At 63.6% G+C, this 18288-nt stretch carries 14 protein-coding genes; 2 read left to right on the top strand and 12 right to left on the bottom strand.

Annotated elements, in window-relative coordinates:
* Position 1: 1 nt before the first annotated feature.
* A complete protein-coding gene (locus C9427_RS16250) occupies positions 2 to 1657 on the bottom strand; it encodes an ABC transporter substrate-binding protein (protein WP_107650123.1) in 1656 nt (551 codons plus the stop codon).
* Between the two features lie 116 nt (positions 1658 to 1773).
* On the opposite strand from C9427_RS16250, the gene C9427_RS16245 reads away from it, so the two are divergent.
* A complete protein-coding gene (locus tag C9427_RS16245; RefSeq protein ID WP_107650122.1) occupies positions 1774 to 2685 on the top strand; it encodes a LysR family transcriptional regulator in 912 nt (303 codons plus the stop codon).
* 6 nt (positions 2686 to 2691) lie between these two features.
* Here C9427_RS16245 and C9427_RS16240 read toward each other — a convergent pair whose 3' ends face one another.
* From C9427_RS16240 to C9427_RS16205, 8 genes are all read right to left on the bottom strand, one after another.
* Positions 2692 to 4755 (bottom strand): dipeptide ABC transporter ATP-binding protein, encoded by a 2064-nt coding sequence (locus tag C9427_RS16240; RefSeq protein ID WP_167434368.1) that lies wholly within the window; start codon positions 4753 to 4755, stop codon positions 2692 to 2694.
* The gene (locus tag C9427_RS16235; protein ID WP_107650121.1) at positions 4748 to 5638 is read right to left on the bottom strand and encodes an ABC transporter permease; all 891 of its coding nucleotides are present in this window, start codon (positions 5636 to 5638) and stop codon (positions 4748 to 4750) included. The genes C9427_RS16240 and C9427_RS16235 overlap by 8 nt, the downstream gene beginning before the upstream one ends.
* A complete protein-coding gene (locus C9427_RS16230) occupies positions 5635 to 6588 on the bottom strand; it encodes an ABC transporter permease (RefSeq protein WP_107650120.1) in 954 nt (317 codons plus the stop codon). The genes C9427_RS16235 and C9427_RS16230 overlap by 4 nt, the downstream gene beginning before the upstream one ends.
* 70 nt (positions 6589 to 6658) lie before the next feature.
* On the bottom strand, positions 6659 to 8323 hold the full coding sequence (locus tag C9427_RS16225; protein ID WP_107650119.1) for an ABC transporter substrate-binding protein: 1665 nt from the start codon (positions 8321 to 8323) through the stop codon (positions 6659 to 6661).
* Between the two features lie 233 nt (positions 8324 to 8556).
* Complete coding sequence (locus C9427_RS16220; RefSeq protein WP_107650118.1) at positions 8557 to 9741, bottom strand: mandelate racemase/muconate lactonizing enzyme family protein; 1185 nt, start codon at positions 9739 to 9741, stop codon at positions 8557 to 8559.
* A 1-nt stretch (position 9742) separates the two neighbouring features.
* On the bottom strand, positions 9743 to 10849 hold the full coding sequence (locus C9427_RS16215; protein ID WP_107650117.1) for a mandelate racemase/muconate lactonizing enzyme family protein: 1107 nt from the start codon (positions 10847 to 10849) through the stop codon (positions 9743 to 9745).
* Positions 10850 to 10882: 33 nt separating this feature from the next.
* The gene (locus C9427_RS16210; RefSeq protein WP_107650116.1) at positions 10883 to 11575 is read right to left on the bottom strand and encodes a GntR family transcriptional regulator; all 693 of its coding nucleotides are present in this window, start codon (positions 11573 to 11575) and stop codon (positions 10883 to 10885) included.
* 110 nt (positions 11576 to 11685) lie between these two features.
* Positions 11686 to 12474: a HalD/BesD family halogenase gene (locus C9427_RS16205; protein ID WP_107650115.1), complete on the bottom strand. Its 789-nt coding sequence runs from the start codon at positions 12472 to 12474 to the stop codon at positions 11686 to 11688.
* A gap of 108 nt (positions 12475 to 12582) precedes the next feature.
* On the opposite strand from C9427_RS16205, the gene C9427_RS16200 reads away from it, so the two are divergent.
* On the top strand, positions 12583 to 13521 hold the full coding sequence (locus tag C9427_RS16200; RefSeq protein ID WP_107650114.1) for a LysR substrate-binding domain-containing protein: 939 nt from the start codon (positions 12583 to 12585) through the stop codon (positions 13519 to 13521).
* A 9-nt stretch (positions 13522 to 13530) separates the two neighbouring features.
* On the opposite strand, the gene C9427_RS16195 is transcribed toward C9427_RS16200, so the two are convergent.
* The 3 genes from C9427_RS16195 to C9427_RS16185 are packed head-to-tail and all read right to left on the bottom strand — an operon-like array spanning position 13531 to position 18145.
* A complete protein-coding gene (locus tag C9427_RS16195) occupies positions 13531 to 14685 on the bottom strand; it encodes an efflux RND transporter periplasmic adaptor subunit (protein WP_107650113.1) in 1155 nt (384 codons plus the stop codon).
* Between the two features lie 17 nt (positions 14686 to 14702).
* Positions 14703 to 17891 (bottom strand): efflux RND transporter permease subunit, encoded by a 3189-nt coding sequence (locus C9427_RS16190; protein ID WP_107650112.1) that lies wholly within the window; start codon positions 17889 to 17891, stop codon positions 14703 to 14705.
* Complete coding sequence (locus C9427_RS16185) at positions 17885 to 18145, bottom strand: hypothetical protein (RefSeq protein WP_107650111.1); 261 nt, start codon at positions 18143 to 18145, stop codon at positions 17885 to 17887. The genes C9427_RS16190 and C9427_RS16185 overlap by 7 nt, the downstream gene beginning before the upstream one ends.
* Positions 18146 to 18288 lie beyond the last annotated feature (143 nt).

Genomic DNA, 18288 nt, shown 5'->3' with positions numbered 1-18288 from the left:
ATCAGCCTATGGACACGCGGTCGAGCAGCAACCCGGCGGCGATCGGCGGCAGGCCGCTGACATTCTTGCGCACCGGCACAAGCAGATCCGGGAAATAGCTGAAGATCACCGGCGTCTCATCGAGCAGCAGTTTCTGGATGTCCGAGGCAGCACTTTGTTGCGCTCCGATATCGAGCGCCTTCAGATAGCTGGTGACCATGCCGTCATAGGTCGAATTCTTGAAGTGCGCCGCGTTCCACGGTCCATCGCTGACCAGCGGGCTTTTGAGGAACACGTTCGGCACGCTGCGATGCGCGTAGTCGGTGATGCCGAGCGGGCTGTCCAGCCAGTCCGATTGGCCGAACACCGCCTTCCCGTAATATTTGTCCTGGTCCTCGATGTTGAGCGAAATGCGGGCGCCAATCTCCTTGGCGAAGTTCTGGAACAATTGCGCATAGCCCGGAATGTCGGAATAGCGCAGCGTCGTCAGCGTCATGTCGAAGCCGCTGCCAAGTCCCGCCGCTTCGAGAAGCTGTTTTGCCTTGGCGATGTCCTGCGTGCGCTGCGGCACCGATTTGTCGGCCGCCGGGAAGGCCGGCGCGAACGGGCTGTCATTGCCGGTCGCCGCCATGCCGCGGCAGAGGCCATCGACCAGCTTGCTGCGGTCGATGCACAAGGCGAGCGCCTGGCGCACGCGCTTGTCGGTGAAGGGCGCCATGTCGCAACGCATGTGCAGTTGGCGATGCGCGGTCGAGGCGACGCGCAGGACGGTGATATCGGGGCTGTTCAGCACGACCTGGCTGACATCGAGCGGGACGGCATCGAGAAGGTCGACCTCGCCGGCCTGCAGTGCCAGGATGCGCGGCTGGACGTCGCCATAGAACTTGAATTCGAGGCGGTCGGGAAGCGCCTTCTCGCCCCAATAGTCGGGATTGCGGATAAAGGTCGCGCCGACCTTCGGCGTGTAGCTCTCCAGCCGGAACGGACCGGTGCCCTCGAAGGTCTTTTCGTAGTCGCCCTTGTAGCTCGCCGGCAGGATGACTGCGTTGTAATTGTCTATCGACACCGAATAGGGAAAGCTGCCGTTCGGCGCGTCGAGATGGAAGGCGACGGTATGGTCGTCGACCTTCCGGGTGCCGCCTTTCGACAGCAACCCCTTGAACACCGAGAGCGCGTTGGACGAGCCGCTCGGGTCGGCCAGCCGATCGAAGGTCGCCACGACGTCGTCCGCCCTAAAGTCTTCGCCATTGTGGAACTTGACGCCCTTGCGCAGCTTGAAGGTCCAGACGCTGCCGTCCTCGTTCGGCGACCAGCTTTCGGCCAGCACCGGCTTCAATGTGAGGTCCGGCTGGGTGATGCAGAGGAATTCGGCGGTCTGGAAAACCAGCTGATAGCTGCCGCTGTCGTAATAGGTGACGGGATCGATGGCACCGCCGGGTGTCGCCACGCCGGCGCGCACGGTGCCGCCCGGTTTGCCTTCAGCGCGCACCTGCGGCGCGCCGAGGCCGACCGCCGAGGCGATGCCGCCGAGGAATGGCAGCGACAGGCCAAGCAAGCTGCCATGCCTGAGGAAATCGCGGCGGCCGATCCTGCCGGCCAGCAACTCGTCGATAGCGGAATTTTCGATTGCGGTGAGGTTTCTGCGGGCGGTGTCGATCATCCTGAAATGCTTTGGCATGGCGGCATTCCTTGCTTCTCATGGGGGCTCCGCTATCTAGTTCACTGTTGATCCCACCCGGAAAGCGATATTTTTTGATAGGGGTCATCGAAATTTTCGATGCGAGGGGCTCGAACATGGACACCGAAAATCTGCGCAGCTTCCTCGAGGTTGCCGCCCATGGCAGCTTCACCGTCGCGGCCAACAGGCTCAACCTTGCCCAGTCCACGGTCAGCGCCCGGATCAGGGGTCTGGAAGAGCAACTGGGACGCCGGCTTTTCGTTCGCGACCGCGATGGCGTAGCACTTACCCCGGCAGGCCGGCAGTTCCTGCCGCACGCCTCCTCGATCACCCGCACCTGGGAGCAGTCGAGGCAGGACATCGCCGTTCCCGACGGCTATGAGACGCTGCTCAGGCTCACCGCTCCGGCCTATCTGTGGGACCACATCACGTCGCCCTGGATCGCCTGGATGCGCGAAAGGCGACCGAACGTTGCGCTCAGGCTCGAGGGCAGTTTCCCCGACCTGGCGATCGACCAGATGGCCGAGGGCCTGCTCGACATCTGCATCCTCTATCTGCCGAGGCCGCATCCCGGCATCGTCTACGAAACACTGGCGGTCGATCAGGTCGTTCTCGTCCAGCATGCCGAGCAGGTGGGGTCATGGACCGAGAACTATATTCTCATGGACTGGGGGCTGGAATTTCGCATCGAGCACGACCGGGCCTTTGCGGCGATGGTGACGCCGGCAATATCGGCCGGGCTGGTTTTCATCGGGCTTCAGCATGTGCTGTCGCAAAAGGCCGCCGCCTATCTGCCGCTCAGCGCGGTCAGCGGCCACATCGAGCGTGGCGAGTTGCGACGTATCGAGGACGCGCCGGTCTTCCAGCGCCCGATCTACCTCGCCTATCCCTCGAACCCAACCTCGTCGGACATTCTCGATGTTGCCCTGGAAGGATTGCGGACGCTGGCAAAGGACTGGTCGGCAGGCGAGGGTTTTGCAGAAGGCGATCGTGCCTTCAGCATGGCGGACGCGCTGCCGGTCGCCTAGCCGTCATCAGGCAAGTTCCGGCTGGATGACCTTCTTCTGCAGCCTTGCCAGTTCGGCATAGGGGATATGGCAGCGGATGGCGTGTCCGGGTTCTACCTCGCCGAGCGGCGGCTCCTGCGTCTCGCAGATCGGGCCGATCTTGCGCGGGCAGCGTGTGTGGAAGACGCAGCCGGATGGCGGATTGGTGGCGCTGGGGATTTCGCCGTCGACGCGAATGCGTACGGTCTCGGTCTGGTCGAGCTTGGGCACGGCCGACAGCAGCGCTTCGGTATAGGGGTGATGCGGCCCGGCAAAGACATCTTCCGAGGGTCCGAGCTCCATGATGCGGCCGAGATAGAGCACGGCGATCTGGTCGGAGAGATAGCGCACCACGGCCAGATCGTGCGAGATGAAGATGTAGCTGACATCTTCCTTCGACTGCAGGTCGGCAAGCAGATTGAGGATAGCCGCCTGCACCGAGACATCGAGTGCCGAGGTCGGCTCGTCGCACACGACGATGCGCGGATCGCCGGCGAAGGCGCGGGCGATGGCGACGCGCTGCTTCAGCCCGCCCGAGAGCTGACGCGGCTTGAGAGCGAGGTGGCGCTCGGTCAGCCGCACCGAGCGGACGAGATCGTCGAGGCGTGCCTGCAGTGCGGCACCGCTCAAGCCCGCCAGCCGCTTCAGCGCGCGGCCAATGATATGCCGGATCGAATGCGAGCGGTTGAGCGCAGAGTCCGGGTTCTGGAAGACGATCTGCATGGCCTTGACCTGGTCGTCGCTGCGGCTTTCCAGCCGCGGCGCCAGTTGCTTGCCTTCGAGCTCGATCATGCCGCCTTCGTCCGGCGGCACCAGGCCAAGCAGCAGCCTGGCGAAGGTGGTCTTGCCGCTGCCGGATTCGCCGACCAGGCCGAGTGTCTCGCCCGGCCTCAGGCTGACGGAGACATCCTTGACCGCCCGCAAGGGGTGGCCATGGCTGGCATAGGTCTTGTTGAGGCCCTCGACACGCAGCACCGCAGGCGATGCCGCCTGTCGTGCCGGAGCAGCGACATTGCTCGGCGTGGCCCGTGGCAGCGATTGCGCCTGCTCGTGATAGTGGCAGCGCGATAGCCGCCGCCCCCGATCGTCGCCCAGCTCGTAGAGCGGCGGCGGTTCTGTGCGGCAGCGCTCGGTGGCGAGCGCGCAGCGGTCGGCGAAGGCGCAGCCTTTGATGTCGACGCCGATGCCGGGCAAAAAACCCGGTATGGTGTCGAGCCGGCCCTGGTCCTTGCGCTGGCCGCCGCGCGGCAGGCAGCGCAGCAGCGCCACCGTATAGGGATGGCGCGGATCGTTGAATACGGCCTGCGTCGGTCCTTCCTCGACCAGCATGCCGGCATAGAGCACGCCGACGCGGTCGCACATCTTCGAGACGACGGCGAGGTTGTGGCTGATGAACAGGATCGATGCCGAGAGTTCCTGGCGCAACTGCCCGATCAGGTCGAGCACTTCCGCTTCGACCGTGGCGTCGAGACCGGTCGTCGGCTCGTCGAGGATCAGCATCGAGGGATCGTTGGCCAGCGCCATGGCGATGGCGACCCGCTGCTGCATGCCGCCCGAAAGCTGATGCGGATAGCGTTGCATGACGCTCGCCGGATCGGAGATGCGCACACGGTTGAGCATGGCGATCGCGCGATCCTCGGCTGCCTGTCCCGAGACGCTGGCAAGCTCAAAAATCTCGGTCAGCTGGCGGCCGATGCGGATCGACGGGTTCAACGCCTTGCCGGGATCCTGATAGACCATCGATACGCTTTCCGCACGCGCCCGCCGCAAGGCTTCGGCGTCGAGCTTCATCACATCCTGGCCGTCGAGTGCAATCGCGCCGCCGGTGATGGAGCCATTGCGCGGGAGATAGCGCACCACCGACAGCGCTACGGTGGATTTGCCGCAGCCGGATTCGCCGACCAGCCCATAGGCCTCGCCCTGGCCGATGGTGAGATTGAGATTGCGCAGCACCGCCCGGTTGCGGCCGCCGACACGGTAGGCGACCGAGAGATCGCGGAGTTCGAGCGCGTTGGCGGCCTTCCCAGTCATTGCCTTGGCGGGTTCAGTCATTGAACGCTCCATGGACGCCGTCCGCCGCCAGATTGACGCCGATCACCAGCGAGGCGATGGCCAGCGCATCGAACAGAACCGTCCACCAGAAGCCGCCACCGATCATGCCGTAATTGCTGGAGATCGAGAGCCCCCAGTCGGGTGACGGCGGCTGTATGCCAAAGCCCATGAAGGAGAGCGTGGCGACGGCAAAGATGGCATAGCCGAGCCGCACCGTCGTCTCGACCAGGATCGGCGGGATAACGTTGGGCAGGATCTCGACGAACATCGTATGCAAGGCGCTTTCGTGCCTGAGCTGGGCGGCGGCGACATAGTCGAGCTCGCGTTCGGCAAGCACGGCTGAGCGCACTGTGCGCGCGATGATCGGCGCGAAGCTCAAGCCAATAACGACGATGACCGTCGTCTTGGAGGTGCCGAGTGCGACGATGGCGAGCAGCGCCACGATGACCACCGGAATGGCCATGAAGGCTTCGAGGATGCGGCTGATGACATCGTCGACGATGCCGCGGAAATAGCCGGTGAACAGGCCGAGCGCGGTGCCGGCTATGGTGGCGAGCAAGGTAGCGAGCGGTGCGACGGTGAGGATGTCGCGCGAGCCGACGATGACGCGCGAGAAGACATCGCGGCCGATCTGGTCGGTGCCGAACCAGTGTTCGGCCGAGGGCGGCGCCAGCGCGTTGATGATGTCGTCGGCCAGCGGATCATAGGGCGCGAAATGTTCGCCAAACAGCGCGCAGGCAACCCAGAACATAACGATGGCAAGGCCGGTGAGGAAGGTGCCGGACCTCAGCAGCGAGAAAAAGACTTCCGCCAGCGGCCCGCGCCGGTTGGTATCGTTCGGTGCCGGAGCCGGAATGCCGGCGGAACTGTCGGTGGCGCTCATTGGTCTGTCCCCAGCCTTATGCGTGGATTGAGCACCGAGTAAAGAAAATCGGCGGCAAGGGTCGCCACCGCATAGACGATGCCGATGGTCAGGATGCCGGCCTCCAGCACCGGAAAATCCTTGCCGCGCGCGGCAGTGAAGATCAGCGAGCCGATGCCCTGGTAGCGAAACAGCGTCTCGATGACGACGAGGCCGCCGATGAGATAGCCGGTCTGGGTGGCAATGACGGTGATCGTCGGCAGCAGCGCATTGCGCAGCACATGGCGCCAGATCACCGTGGGCCATGGCAGACCCTTGAGCACGGCGGTCCTGGTATAGTCGGAATCGAGCGCCTCGATCATGCCTGAACGCGCCATGCGGGCTATGTAGCCGAACAGCACCAGAAACAGCGGCAGCGACGGCAGGATCAGGTAATAGAGCTGGGTGAAGAAGCCGGCATCTCTTGGCCAGGCGGCCGAGATCGGCAGCCAGCGCAGCCAGACGCCGAAGATGAGGATCAGGATGATGCCGGTGACGAACTCCGGCAGCACCGTCACCGACAATCCACCAAGGCTGATGATGCGGTCGAGCGGCCGGTTGAGGTTGAGCGCGGCAATGACGCCGCCGAGGATGCCGATCGGCACCACCAGCACGAAGGCGACCGCCGCCAGCTTCATCGAATTGCCGAGCGCATCGATGACGAAGGGGGCGACCGGCGAGCGGAAGATATAGGACGTGCCCATGTCGCCCTGGATGAAGTTGGAGATCCAACTCCAGTACTGGGTCAGCAGCGGACGATCGACGCCAAGCGAGTGATTAAGCGCGTCGACCGCGCGTTGGTCGGCGAACGGACCCAATATCGCCCGCCCGACATTGCCCGGCAGCACCTGGCCGCCCAGAAACACCATGATGCTAAGCAGGAACAGCGTGACGAGCGATAGAGCCATACGCCGGACGAGGAAGGAGAGAATGGCGAATACTCCCGTTGGAGCCGGCTCTCCGTGGACAGCCGGCTATTAGAGGATTGTTCTTCTCTCCCGATCAGGCCTTCGCGGCCTTTTCCAGGAACAGCTGCGACATGGCGGTCGGCTGCACGCCGGTCAGGCCCTTCGTGGTCGCCGTCAGATAGTCGTAGAAATAGCCGAAGATGACCGGCGTTTCCTCGAGCAGCAGCTTCTGGATCTTGCCGGCGTCCGCCTTTTGCGCTTCGAGATCGAGGGCGGCGATGTAGCTGGTCGCCAGCGTGTCGTAGTCCTTGTTCTTGAAGTGCGCCGCATTCCAGGTGCCGTCGCTCCTCAGCGGCGCGGCCAGGAAGACGTTGGGCACGCCACGGTGGCCGTAGTCGGTGATGCCCATCACCGAATCCAGCCAGTTCGATTTGCCGAACACCGCATCGCCGTAATAGGCGCCCTGGTCGAGGATGTTGAGTTCGAGCTCGACGCCGATTTCCTTGACCCAGTTCTGGATGAGCTGGGCATATTCGGGGATTTCCAGATAGCGCTCGGTGGTCAGCGTCACCTTGAAGCCCTTGCCGGCGCCGGCCGCTTCCATCAGCTGCTTGGCCTGCGCGATATCCTGCTGGCGCTGCGGCACGGTCGGATCGGTCGAGGGGTAGGCGGCGGCGAATGGGCTGTCATTGCCTTCGATGGCGCGCCCCTTCATCAGGCCGGCGACCAGCTTCTTGCGGTCGAGGCAAAGCGCGATGGCTCGGCGCACGCGTGGATCCTTCAACGGATCGGAATCGCAGCGCATGTGCAGTTGCTGGTGCGCAACCGATTTCAGGCTGATGATGTCGATGGCCGGATCGGTAAGCAGGCCGACGCCGGCCAGCACCGGCAGCTGGTTGATGATGTCGACCTGGCCGCCCTGCAGCGCAAGGATCATCGGCTGCGTGTCGGCGAAGAAGGTGAACTCGGTGCGCTCCGGTAGCGCCTTGTCACCCCAGTAATCGTCGTTGCGGACAAACGACGCGCCGACCTTCGCCGTGTACTTTTCCAGCTTGAACGGCCCGGTGCCGTCGAAGCTCTTCTCGTAGTCGCCCTTGTAGCTCGCCGGGATGATGACGGCGTTGTAGTTGTCGGACGACACCATGTAGGGAAAGTTGCCGTTCGGCGCGTCGAGGTGGAATTCGACGGTGTAGTCGTCGACCTTCTTGGTGGCGCCCTTCTGCAGGATGCCGTTGAACACCGACAGCGCGTTGGACGAATTGGCAGGATCGGCGAGCCGGTCGATGCTGGCCACCACGTCCTCCGCCTTCATCTCGCCGCCGCTGTGGAATTTGACGCCCTTGCGCAGCGTGAAGGTCCACACCGTGCCGGTGTCGTTCGGCTTCCAGCTTTCGGCCAGGGCAGGCTTGAGCACCAGGTCCGGGCCGTCGATGCAGAGGAATTCGGCAACCTGCTGCAGGATCACCAGGCCGCCGGCGTCGGCGATGGTCACCGGGTCGATAGCCGCGGCGGGCACGCTGCTCGCCACGCGTATGGTGGCGCCAGGCGCGCCCTGGGCGCGCGCGAGGGTCGGCATGGCGCCCAGGCCGGCGGCAGCACTGATGCCGCCCAGAAGCGGCAGCGACAGGCCGAGCAGGCTGCCATGGCGAATGAAGTCGCGGCGGCTGACCCTGCCGTCGACCAGGCCGTCGATGAGGTGGTTTTCAAGCGGCGAACGACTGCGCCGGATGAGATCGAGAATGCGATAGTTCTTGCTCATGGGTTCTACCCTTTCCCCTGTGTTCTCTGGATTGACGAATTCCTGGATGTTCTCCGTATCCCGGCCGTCAACGAGGTCTGTCGAGACTGTAGCATGCGGTCTTGGCTGGTCCATCCCGTCCTTGCGGCGGAGGAGCCGGTTTTTCTTAAGGCACTGCTTCCACCTGTTCATTCCCATTCGCGGCAGCGGCTTTTCCTGTTTTAGCTGTCTCCTGTCGGTTCGTGTGATCACTCCTAGTTCAACGGCAGGCGCCGGTAGGTCCCGGGCTTTGCCGGGTCATGATATTTGTTGCACGGCCCGTTCTCGATGAAGTCGCGATGGCAGGCGGCGAGGTTTTCACGCGACAGGGTGACGCCAAGGCCATGGCCTTCGGGCACCCGCACGACATTATTCCTTGGCGAAAACGGCCCTTCCTCGATGACATCCATCGGCAGCATGCGAAACAGCGACTGGTTGGGCTCCCTGATCCAGCCAAGTGCCGCGCACAGATGCAGATAGGCGGCGCTGCCGACGCCGCTGTCGCCGCTGTAGCACCAGAAGTCGATGCCTGCGTGCTCGCAGGCGCCGACGAAGCGCAGCATGCGGCCGATGCCGCCATGCACCGTCGGATTGCCGACGAAGGCGTCCGGCACTTTGATCTCCATGGCGCGCGCAATATCGATATTGTGGGTGGAGAACGGGATTGAACAGTGGCGGCGCAATTCGCGCATCTCCTCGATGGTCGCCACCGGGTCTTCCCAGTTGCGCACGCCGAGCTCCTCCAATGGCCGCGCCAGCCGCCTGGCCGTCGCCAGCGAATAGGCCTGGTTGGAATCGATCCGTATCATCGCGTCGTCGCCGAGTTTTTGGCGGATCAATTCCACCATCTTCAGCGAGAGTTTCGTATCCCCGGTCGAAAACTTGCCTTCGAAGAAGGTCGTGCCATGCGTCTCATGCAGTTGGACACAGTAGTCGGCGACTTGTTCCGGTGTCTTCTCGCCCTTCACCTCAGGCCCATCGCCGCGCAGCGAGAAATAATCGGTAAAGGGAATGTCCTTGCGCACGGCGCCGCCGAGCAACTGGTAGAGCGGCTGCCGCCACGCCTTGCCGCGCAGGTCCCACAGCGCCATCTCGATGGCGCCGAAAGCCATGATCCGGCTGCGGTCGTTGATTGACTGCACGCCGGTCCAATAGGGCAGGCAGACCTCTTCGGCGCCGGCGATGTCGAAAGCGTCGCGGCCGATCAATCGAGCCGCAAGATTGTCATTGATGATCGCCGCGGCGGCCGGCGTCGGCGCCTCGCCAAGGCCGATCAACCCGTCCTCGGTCTCGACTTCGACGATGGTTGGCGAAAACCCGTCGAGCTCGCCGAACACCCAGGCGTAAGGCGCCTCCAGACGGAGGTTTATCGGTGTGGCCTGGATGCGGCGGATCTTCATCTCAACTGCCGACCGCGAAGAAGGGTCTGCCAAGCAGGTCGGGAAGGACATCGATGCCGAGGCCGGGTCCATCGGGGATACCCATGCGGCTGCCCGTGACTGGCGGCATGTTCGATGCGGTGCGCACCGTCACCCATTCATGGAAGGCAATGGCATGCAGCCGGCGCTCCTGCGGTGTCGACAGCGACAGATGCGCCATGGCTGCTGTGTCGATCTCGGCGCCGCCGGTGTCCTCGACGGTGATCATGAAGCCGAGGTCGACGGCGAGGTCGCGGATCTGGCGTGTCTTCGTCACGCCGCCCAGCCGCGAGATCTTCAGCGTCAGGCCGTCGGCCGCGCCCTTGCGGTGGATCTCGAGCATGTCGTCCAGCGAGGCGACGGATTCATCGAGCACCATCGGCTTGTCCAGCGAGCGCCGCACCGACATGTTTTCGTCGATCGTCGTGCAAGGCTGCTCGAATGTATAGTCGATGGCGCGCGTCGCGTCGACAAACTGCCGCGCCTGATAGGGCGTCCAGCCGGCATTGGCGTCGCAGAAGATGACGGTACCCTTCGGCACCGAAGCGGCGACGGCGCTGACGCGCTCGATATCCTCATGGACATTGCCACCGACCTTGACCTGCAGCCGGTGGAACCCGTCCTTGACGATGCGCTTGGCGAGTGCCGCCATCTCATCGACCGTGCCATGGGTGACCACCTTGTAGAGTTCGGCCGTCTCGCTCTCTTGGCCCCCAAGCAGCGTGACCAGCGGCACATCGGCGGCACGCGCCGCCAGATCCCAGCAGGCCATGTCCAGCGCCGACTTGATGTAGGGATGGCCCTTGAACACCGTGTCCATCAGCCGGCCGATACTGGCCAAGCCGCGCGGCTCTTGACCCAGCAGGTGCGGCGCGATTTCGACGACGCCCGCGCGAACCCCCGCCGCGAACGCAGGCGAGTAGAAATTGCCGAGCGGCGCCATCTCGCCCCAGCCGGTAAGGCCGCTGTCGGAAGTGATGGCGACGATCACCGCGTCGAAAGCGTCGGCGACGCGCCCCTTGGACATGCGGTAGGGCCCGTCCACGAAGGGCTGCACGACATGGTAGGCCTTGATGGTTTTGATCTGCACGGTAGGGTCCGTTTTCAGCAAGGTGAGAAAAGGTCAAGCGCCTTTCGACGAACGCTTTTCGAGGCTGCGCGCGTAGGCGAGAAGCTCTTCGAAATCGAGGTCGATGTGTTCGCGCGCATGGCGCTGGGCGGCGCGCATGTCGTTGCCCTTGAGCAGCCGCACATAGGTCTCGTGCACGTCCTCTGATGGCACCGGTTCGTTGCGCGCCCGCTGATGCAGGGCAAAATACATCTGCAGCCGGCTGGTCAGCCGCTGCCAGGTCTCCAGCAGCACCGAATTGTCGGCCCATTCGTAGATGAGGCCGTGCAATTGCAATGCCGTTTCAATCTGGCGGGTGGTGTCGAGGTCGCGCGTCGCCTGTTTCACCGCCTCGTGGCGCCGGTCGAGATCGTCAAAGAAGCGCTGGTCGCGCAGCTTCCAGGTCAGTTCGATGGCGAATTCGTCGAGCACCTTGTTGAGCGAATAGGCATCGTCGATATCCTTGGCGGTGACGTCGATGACGAAGGTTCCCGCATAGGGAATGCTGGTCAGTATCCCTTCCTGCACCAGCTCGCGCATCGCCTCGCGCAGCGGCGCGCGGCTCACCCGCATCTGTTCGGCAATCCTGAGTTCGTTGAGCTTCTGCCCCGGTTCGAGCTGGCCGGTCAGGATCGCGCGCCGCAGCAGCGCCACGATCTCGGCTCTGCGTGTCGTATCCGCGATCGGACTGAAATCCAGCTTGCCCATTCGGCCACTCCAGAGGAACCGACAGCCAGACAAGCAGATTGTCGACAATCTAACAAGAGGTTGTTTTCTGGATTGCACACTCATTCAGGCGTTTGACAGTCAGGCGCGCCTCAGGCTGCCCGACCATAGAAGCCGACGCGCTCTTCGTCGCTGAACATCACGCCCGGCTTCTCGTAGTAGGAAAACACCGCGATCATGCGTTCGCGCTCACCTTCGACGGTGGTGACGCGATGCGCGGTGTTTTTGCCGCGGAAGACGTTCAGCGTGCCGGCCTTCATGCGCAGGATCTTCGCCTCAGGATCGCGTCCTTCGAGCAGCTTGGCCACACCGTCGTAATTCGGATTGTCGTCGGAGCGCAGATCGGTGCGGTATTCGAGGTCGCCGCCGCGCTCGGCGGCCTGCAGCAGAAGTGTCGTGGTGAACTCCGAGCGGTCGAAGTGCCAGTTCAGCGCTTCGCCGGCGCGATAGGCCATGACATTGGTGCGGGCGAGGGGATCCTGCATGACGTGCAGACGCGGCTTGCCCATTGCCGCCGCCAGGAAGCGCAGCAGCGGCTCGTACTCGTAAATGGCAAGCACGCTGCTGTCCGGGATCTGGTCGGCGCAGACCGTGTGGCTGATCGTCTCGACCTTGCGCAGCGCCGGATGGTCAGGCGCCAGCTCCGGAATCTCAGGCTTGAAGTAGATGTTGTGCATGCGCTTGTGCACATGCGAGCGCGTGTCCATCACCGGCCGGATTTCAGAGGCCGCCCGCTCGGCTATGCCCGGGCGCAGGAAGCCCTCGAGGTTGAACATGCCGTCGGTTGCCAGCGCGGCGGCGGAGGCCTCCACCAGCCGCTGCCATTCGGGGCTGCCCTCGCGGTCGAGCGGATAGCGGTCCAGGTCGAGAATGTCTTTCATCGTCGCGTCCTCATGAAATCCTGTATGGACTAGACAGCAAGAAAATCTTTCTCTCAACGCGGAAAATTGTTAGGCTTGCAGAAGGAAAACTTATGGAGAGGGGCGAGCTTGGAAAAACTCCCGCCGCTGAATGCGGTGCGGGCCTTCGAGGTCGCGGCGCGCGCCGGCAGCTTCACTTTGGCCGCCACGGAGCTCGGCGTCTCGTCGGCAGCGGTCAGCCAGCAGATCCGCAATCTGGAAAACTGGTTCGGCAAACAGCTGTTCGTGCGCACCGGCAATCGCATCGCGTTGACCGATGCCGGCCATGCGATCTACCCGCAGACCGCGCGCGCTTTGGGTGACATCGCAGCCATTGGCCGGCGCATGCTGGAAGGAGGCTTGAGGACGCGTCTTGTCGTCAGCGTGCCGTTTTCGCTGGCCGAACTCTGGCTGGCGCCACGGCTGGCCTTGCTGCTCGATGCCTTTCCGCAAATGGCGATCGACGTCCGCGTCGAGGATGACCCTGTCGATGTCGTGCGCCAGAACATCGACCTGCGCGTCAGTTATGGCGACTATCACTATCCGGCGCTCAGGATGGTCCGCCTCGTCCATGACGATGTGCTGCCGGTCGCCGCGCCTGATTTCTGGCAGCGTCACAACAGCGGCGCTTCAAGCCTGGCTGAGCTGCATGAAAGTCTTTTCATCCACACCAATTGGGGGCCGAACTATGCCTCGCACCCAAGCTGGGCGGACTGGTTCGCAGCGTCAGGAGGAAGCCGTGCGCCCGATCCCTCGCTCGGGCGGCGCGTCGGCCTGTCAAGCCTGGCGATCGCCTCAGCGAGGCTGGGTCTCGGCATTGCGCTTGGCCAGCGGGTCATGGCCCGTGCCGATCTGGAAGCCGGCCGCCTGATCGCACTTTCGTCCGTTTCGGTCCGCCTCGGCCAGCCCTATTGCGCCTTCATGGTTCCCGCCAAGGCCGAGCGCGCCGACGTCGCCGGTCTGGTGGACTTGCTCAGCAAAATGGCGCCCTCGACGTGGGGGTCGAGGGCGCCACAGAACCGGGTCTGATGGGGGTTATCAGGTGGCCGGTTTCTGTTGTGGCAGTGGCGAAACCGGCATTCCCGGTCCGATCTTCTGCAGATTGCCGGTGATCACCTGATCGCCTTCGGCAATGCCGCTCGATATGGCGATGAGATCACCATTGGTCGGTCCGAGCGAGACGATGCGCTGGTCGACCGTATTGCCCTTGCCGAGCACGTAGAGGTATTTGCCGAGCTGGCTCGAGCCCAGTGCGACCTGCGGCACCATCAGCGCATTGGGCTGCTCCTTGATATGCAGCCTCACACGCACATATTGGCCCGGCAGCAGCGTGAACTTCGCATTGCCGATCGTTGCCCGCGCCGTGATGGTGCCGGTCGAATGATCGATCGTATTGTCGATGAAGGTGAGTTGGCCCTTCTGGCGCGGCTCCGCGTCGCCGGGAAGCAGGACATCGACGTCGACAGGCCCTGCTGCACGGGCTTCCTCGAGCTGTGCCAGGTCGGTCTCGCTCGGATTGAAGGTGACGTAGATCGGATCGAGCTGCACCAGTGTGTTGAGCACGGTGCCGGCGACGCTGACCAGCGTGCCGACCGAGGCCTGGTTGCGGCCGATGCGCCCGGCGAACGGCGCCTTGATTTCGGCATAGCTCAGATTGAGCTCCGCCGTCCGCATAGCGGCCTGGTTGACCGCCAGCGACGCCTCGGCCTCGCGCAATGTGCTGGTGCGCTGGTCGAAGCTGTCCTTGGCGAGATAGCCGCTCTTGGCAAGCTCGGTGCCGCGGCCGAGATTGGAGCGCGCATAGTCGACCGTCGCCGTATCGCGCTGCACCTGCGCCTTTGCCTGGTCGAGAGCGGCCTGGAAGTCTTGCGGAGCGATCTTGTAGAGAAGATCGCCTTTGCTGACATCGCTGCCGTCATCGGCGCTCTGCTCCTCGAGATAACCCGGCACACGCGCTTGCAGCGTGATGCTGCGGACGGACTCCACCCGGGCCGCATAGTCGAGATAGATCGGGATCGTCTTCTTGACGACGTTCACCACCGGCACCGGCATGACGAACGCCGCCGGAGCAGGTGTCGCGGACGCTGTGCCGGCATTGAGGCTGAGATTGCCCATGTCGAGCAGGTGAACGCTCGCCATAGAGATTGCCCCCAGCGCGACAGCCGCGCCCAACGCGATTTTCCATTTACGCATGATTGATATCTCCAATCCTATTCGGCCGCTTCCGCCAAGCGCACGGGCTTTGGTTCGGCAGTCGGTTCAATATTGTCTTGTTCATGTTCGGCGGCGGGTCCGCTCTGTCCGCGGCGCTCGCGCAGTTGCTCGATCACCGCATAGAAGACCGGCACGAACACCAGCGACAGGATCGTCGCCGCGACCATACCGCCAAAGACGGTGGTGCCGATCGACTGGCGGCTCGCTGCTCCAGCACCTGTGGAGAACATCAGCGGCAACACGCCGAGGATGAACGCAAAGGCGGTCATCAGGATCGGCCGCAGCCTGAGCCGCGCCGCTTCCATTGCGGCGTCGGCGATGCTCAGGCCTTCCTCACGCCGGCGCCGGGCGAATTCGACGATCAGAATGGCGTTCTTCGCCGCCAGGCCGATCAGCATGACGAAGCCGATCTGCGAATAGACGTCGATCTGCATGCCACGCACCAACAAGGCGACAAAGGCACCGAACAGGGCAAGCGGCACCGCGAGCAGGACCATGAAGGGCATGGCCCAGCTCTCATACTGGGCAGCGAGGATCAGGAAGACGAAGATCATGGCTAGACCGAAGACAATCGAGGCGATCGAGCCGGCCTTGAGCTCCTGATAGGTGATGCCAGTCCATTCGTAGCCGAAATCCCTCGGCAGTGCCGTGGCGGCGGCGCGCTCCATGGCTGCCACCGCCTGGCCGGACGAGAAGCCGGGCGCGGCGCCGCCATTGATCAGGGCCGACGCATTGTTGTTGTAGTGCGGCACGGTTTCCGGGCCGACGATGGGCACCAGCTTGCCAAGCGTGCTCAACGGCACCATGCCGCCGGCGGCGTTGCGCACATAGAGCCGTGAAATATCGGCGGCACCGGCGCGCGCATCCTTGTCAGCCTGAATCGTCACACGAAACGTGCGGCCGAACAGGTTGAAATCGTTAACATAGAGCGAGCCGAGATAGATCTGCAGCGTGTTGAAGACGTCAGGCAGGCTCAAGCCCAGCAGCTTCGCCTTGTTGCGGTCGAGGTCGTAGTTGAACTGCGGCGTCGAGGTCGAGAACGACGAGAACAATTGCTGCGGGTTGAGCTCGGGCTGCTTGCGCGCCTCGGCGAGCACGGCTTGCGTCGCGTCGTTGAGGGCGGCGCTGCCGCGGCCGGTCAGATCCTCGACCTGGAATTCGAAACCGCCGGTCGTGCCGATGCCCGGGATCGAAGGCGGATCGAAGCTCAGCGCGAAGGCTTCCGGAATCTGCATCAGCTTGCCGCGCACGTCGGCGACGAGCTTCGAAGCGCTCTGGTCAGGGCCGCGTTCTTCCCACGGCTTCAGGATGGCGAATTCCACCGCCGAGTTCGATTGGGCGGCACTGGTCAGGAAGTTCAAGCCGCTGATCGAGCCGACGATATCGACGCCGGGCGTGCTCTGCAGGATGTCGCGTGCCTTGCGGGCTACAGCGTCAGTGCGTTCCAGCGACGCTCCGTCGGGCAATTGGATGACGACGAAGAAATAGCCCTGATCCTCGACCGGAAGGAAGGTCGAGGGCAGCTTCTGCCAGACGAAATAGGTCGCGACAAGTCCGGCCGCGAACACCCCGAGCATGATCCAGCGCAGGCGGATGAGGATGCCCACGCCATGGGCATAGGCGTGCGACAGCCATTCGAACCCCGCATTGAACCAGCGGAACGGCGCGAATTGCGTTTCCCCGCGGTGACGCAGGAAGGCGGCGCTGAGCGCCGGGGTGAGCGTCAGCGAGACGAAGGCGGAGATGCCGAAGGAGATCGCCACCGTCAGGGCAAACTGGTTGTAGAGTCGGCCGGAGACGCCGGGGATGAAGGCGACCGGCACGAACACGGCCATCAGCACGGCGGTCGTGGCGATGATCGGGCCTGTGACCTCGGCCATCGCCGCGCGCGTGGCGGCCAGCGGTTTGAGGCCCGCCTCGAGCTGTCGTTCGACATTCTCGACCACGACGATGGCATCGTCCACGACGAGGCCGATCGCCAGCACCATGCCGAGCAGGCTGAGCATGTTGAGCGAGAAGCCGAACATGTACATGACGACTAGCGTCGCCACCAGCGACACTGGAATGGCGATCGTCGGGATGATCGTGGTGCGCCAGCTTTGCAGGAAGATGAATACCACTGCGACAACCAGCACCAGCGCCTCGCCGAGCGTGACCAGCACGTCATGCATCGAGGCCGAGACGAAACGGGTCGTATCGTAGTGCATGGCGTAGCTGACGCCCTTCGGGAAACGGCCCGACAGTTCCTGCATCTTGTCCTTGACGCGCTGCTGCAGATCGAGCGCGTTCGAACCCGGCATCTGGTAGACTGCGAGCACCACGGTCGGATCCTTGCCAAAAAAGGCCGACGACGAATATTGCAGGGCGCCGAGTTCGATGCGGGCGACGTCGCGCAGCCGCACGAGCGAGCCGCTTGCGGCGTCGGCGCGCACGACGATGTCGCCGAATTCCTTGGGATCGCTCAATCGGCCGACCGCGTTGACCTGCATCTCGAAGGCCGTGCCGGCTGGAGCCGGCGACTGTCCGATCTTGCCGGCCGCCACCTGGACGTTCTGTTCGGCAATGGCGTTCTGCACATCGACGGCGGTGATGCCGAGATTGGCGAGCTTGTCGGGGTCGAGCCATACACGCATCGAATAGCGCCGCTCGCCGAAGATCTGCACGTCGCCGACGCCGGGCAGCCGCTTCAACGGGTCGACCACCTGCAGGTAGGCGAGGTTACTGAGCGCCACCGGATCGACGGAGCTGTCGGGCGAGGTGAGGTTGACGATCAGCACGAAATTCGGGTTCTGCTTCTTGATCGTCACGCCACCCTGGTTGACGATCGCCGGCAGCGAGGACGCCGCCTGCGACACCCGGTTCTGGACATCGACGGCGGCGGTGCTGAGCGAATAGCCGACCTCGAAGGTGATGGTGATCGTCGAGGAGCCGTCATTGGAGCTCGACGACGACATGTAGGTCATGCCCTGGACGCCGTTGATCTGCTGTTCGAGCGGCGTCGTCACGGTGTCGGCGACGACTTGCGCGCTGGCGCCAGGATATTGGGCGCTGACCACGACCTGAGGCGGGGTGATGTCGGGAAACTGCGAGACCGGCAGCAGGAAATAACAGATCGTCCCGGCGAGCACCATGATGATGGCGATCGCCGATGCAAAGATCGGACGGTGGATAAAATAGTTCACCATGAAACGCACGCCTCGTTAAATGCTTTTGCTTCACCAAATGCCTTGGCGATCCTGGACAACTGCCGGCCATGCCCGGATCCCGCATCTTCCGGAAAACGGGACGGCGGCGCCTTGCGGCCCGGATACTGTTCATCCGCCAGCGACCGCAGCATCCTCTCGAATGCATGCGGGTCGACGCGGTCCGCTTTCATCACCAGCCGGATCATCGGATCCCGGATGGCTTCATCGATGGTCAAATCCTTGCGCTGCGACATCGAAGCGGCTCCTTGCTGGCGATTCGCATCGAATGATCGCGAATCGTTTTGTCGTTCTCACCGGCCGAAGCCGCATGACAGGCAGTTTCCTTGCCCTGGTTCCGTCCCGGCTGTGCCCAACGGCGATGCCAATTGTTGACGGG

The sequence above is a fragment of the Mesorhizobium helmanticense genome (genome assembly GCF_003034915.1).
Classification (GTDB): Bacteria; Pseudomonadota; Alphaproteobacteria; order Rhizobiales; family Rhizobiaceae; genus Mesorhizobium; species Mesorhizobium helmanticense.
This window is presented reverse-complemented; position numbering and strand designations above follow the sequence as displayed.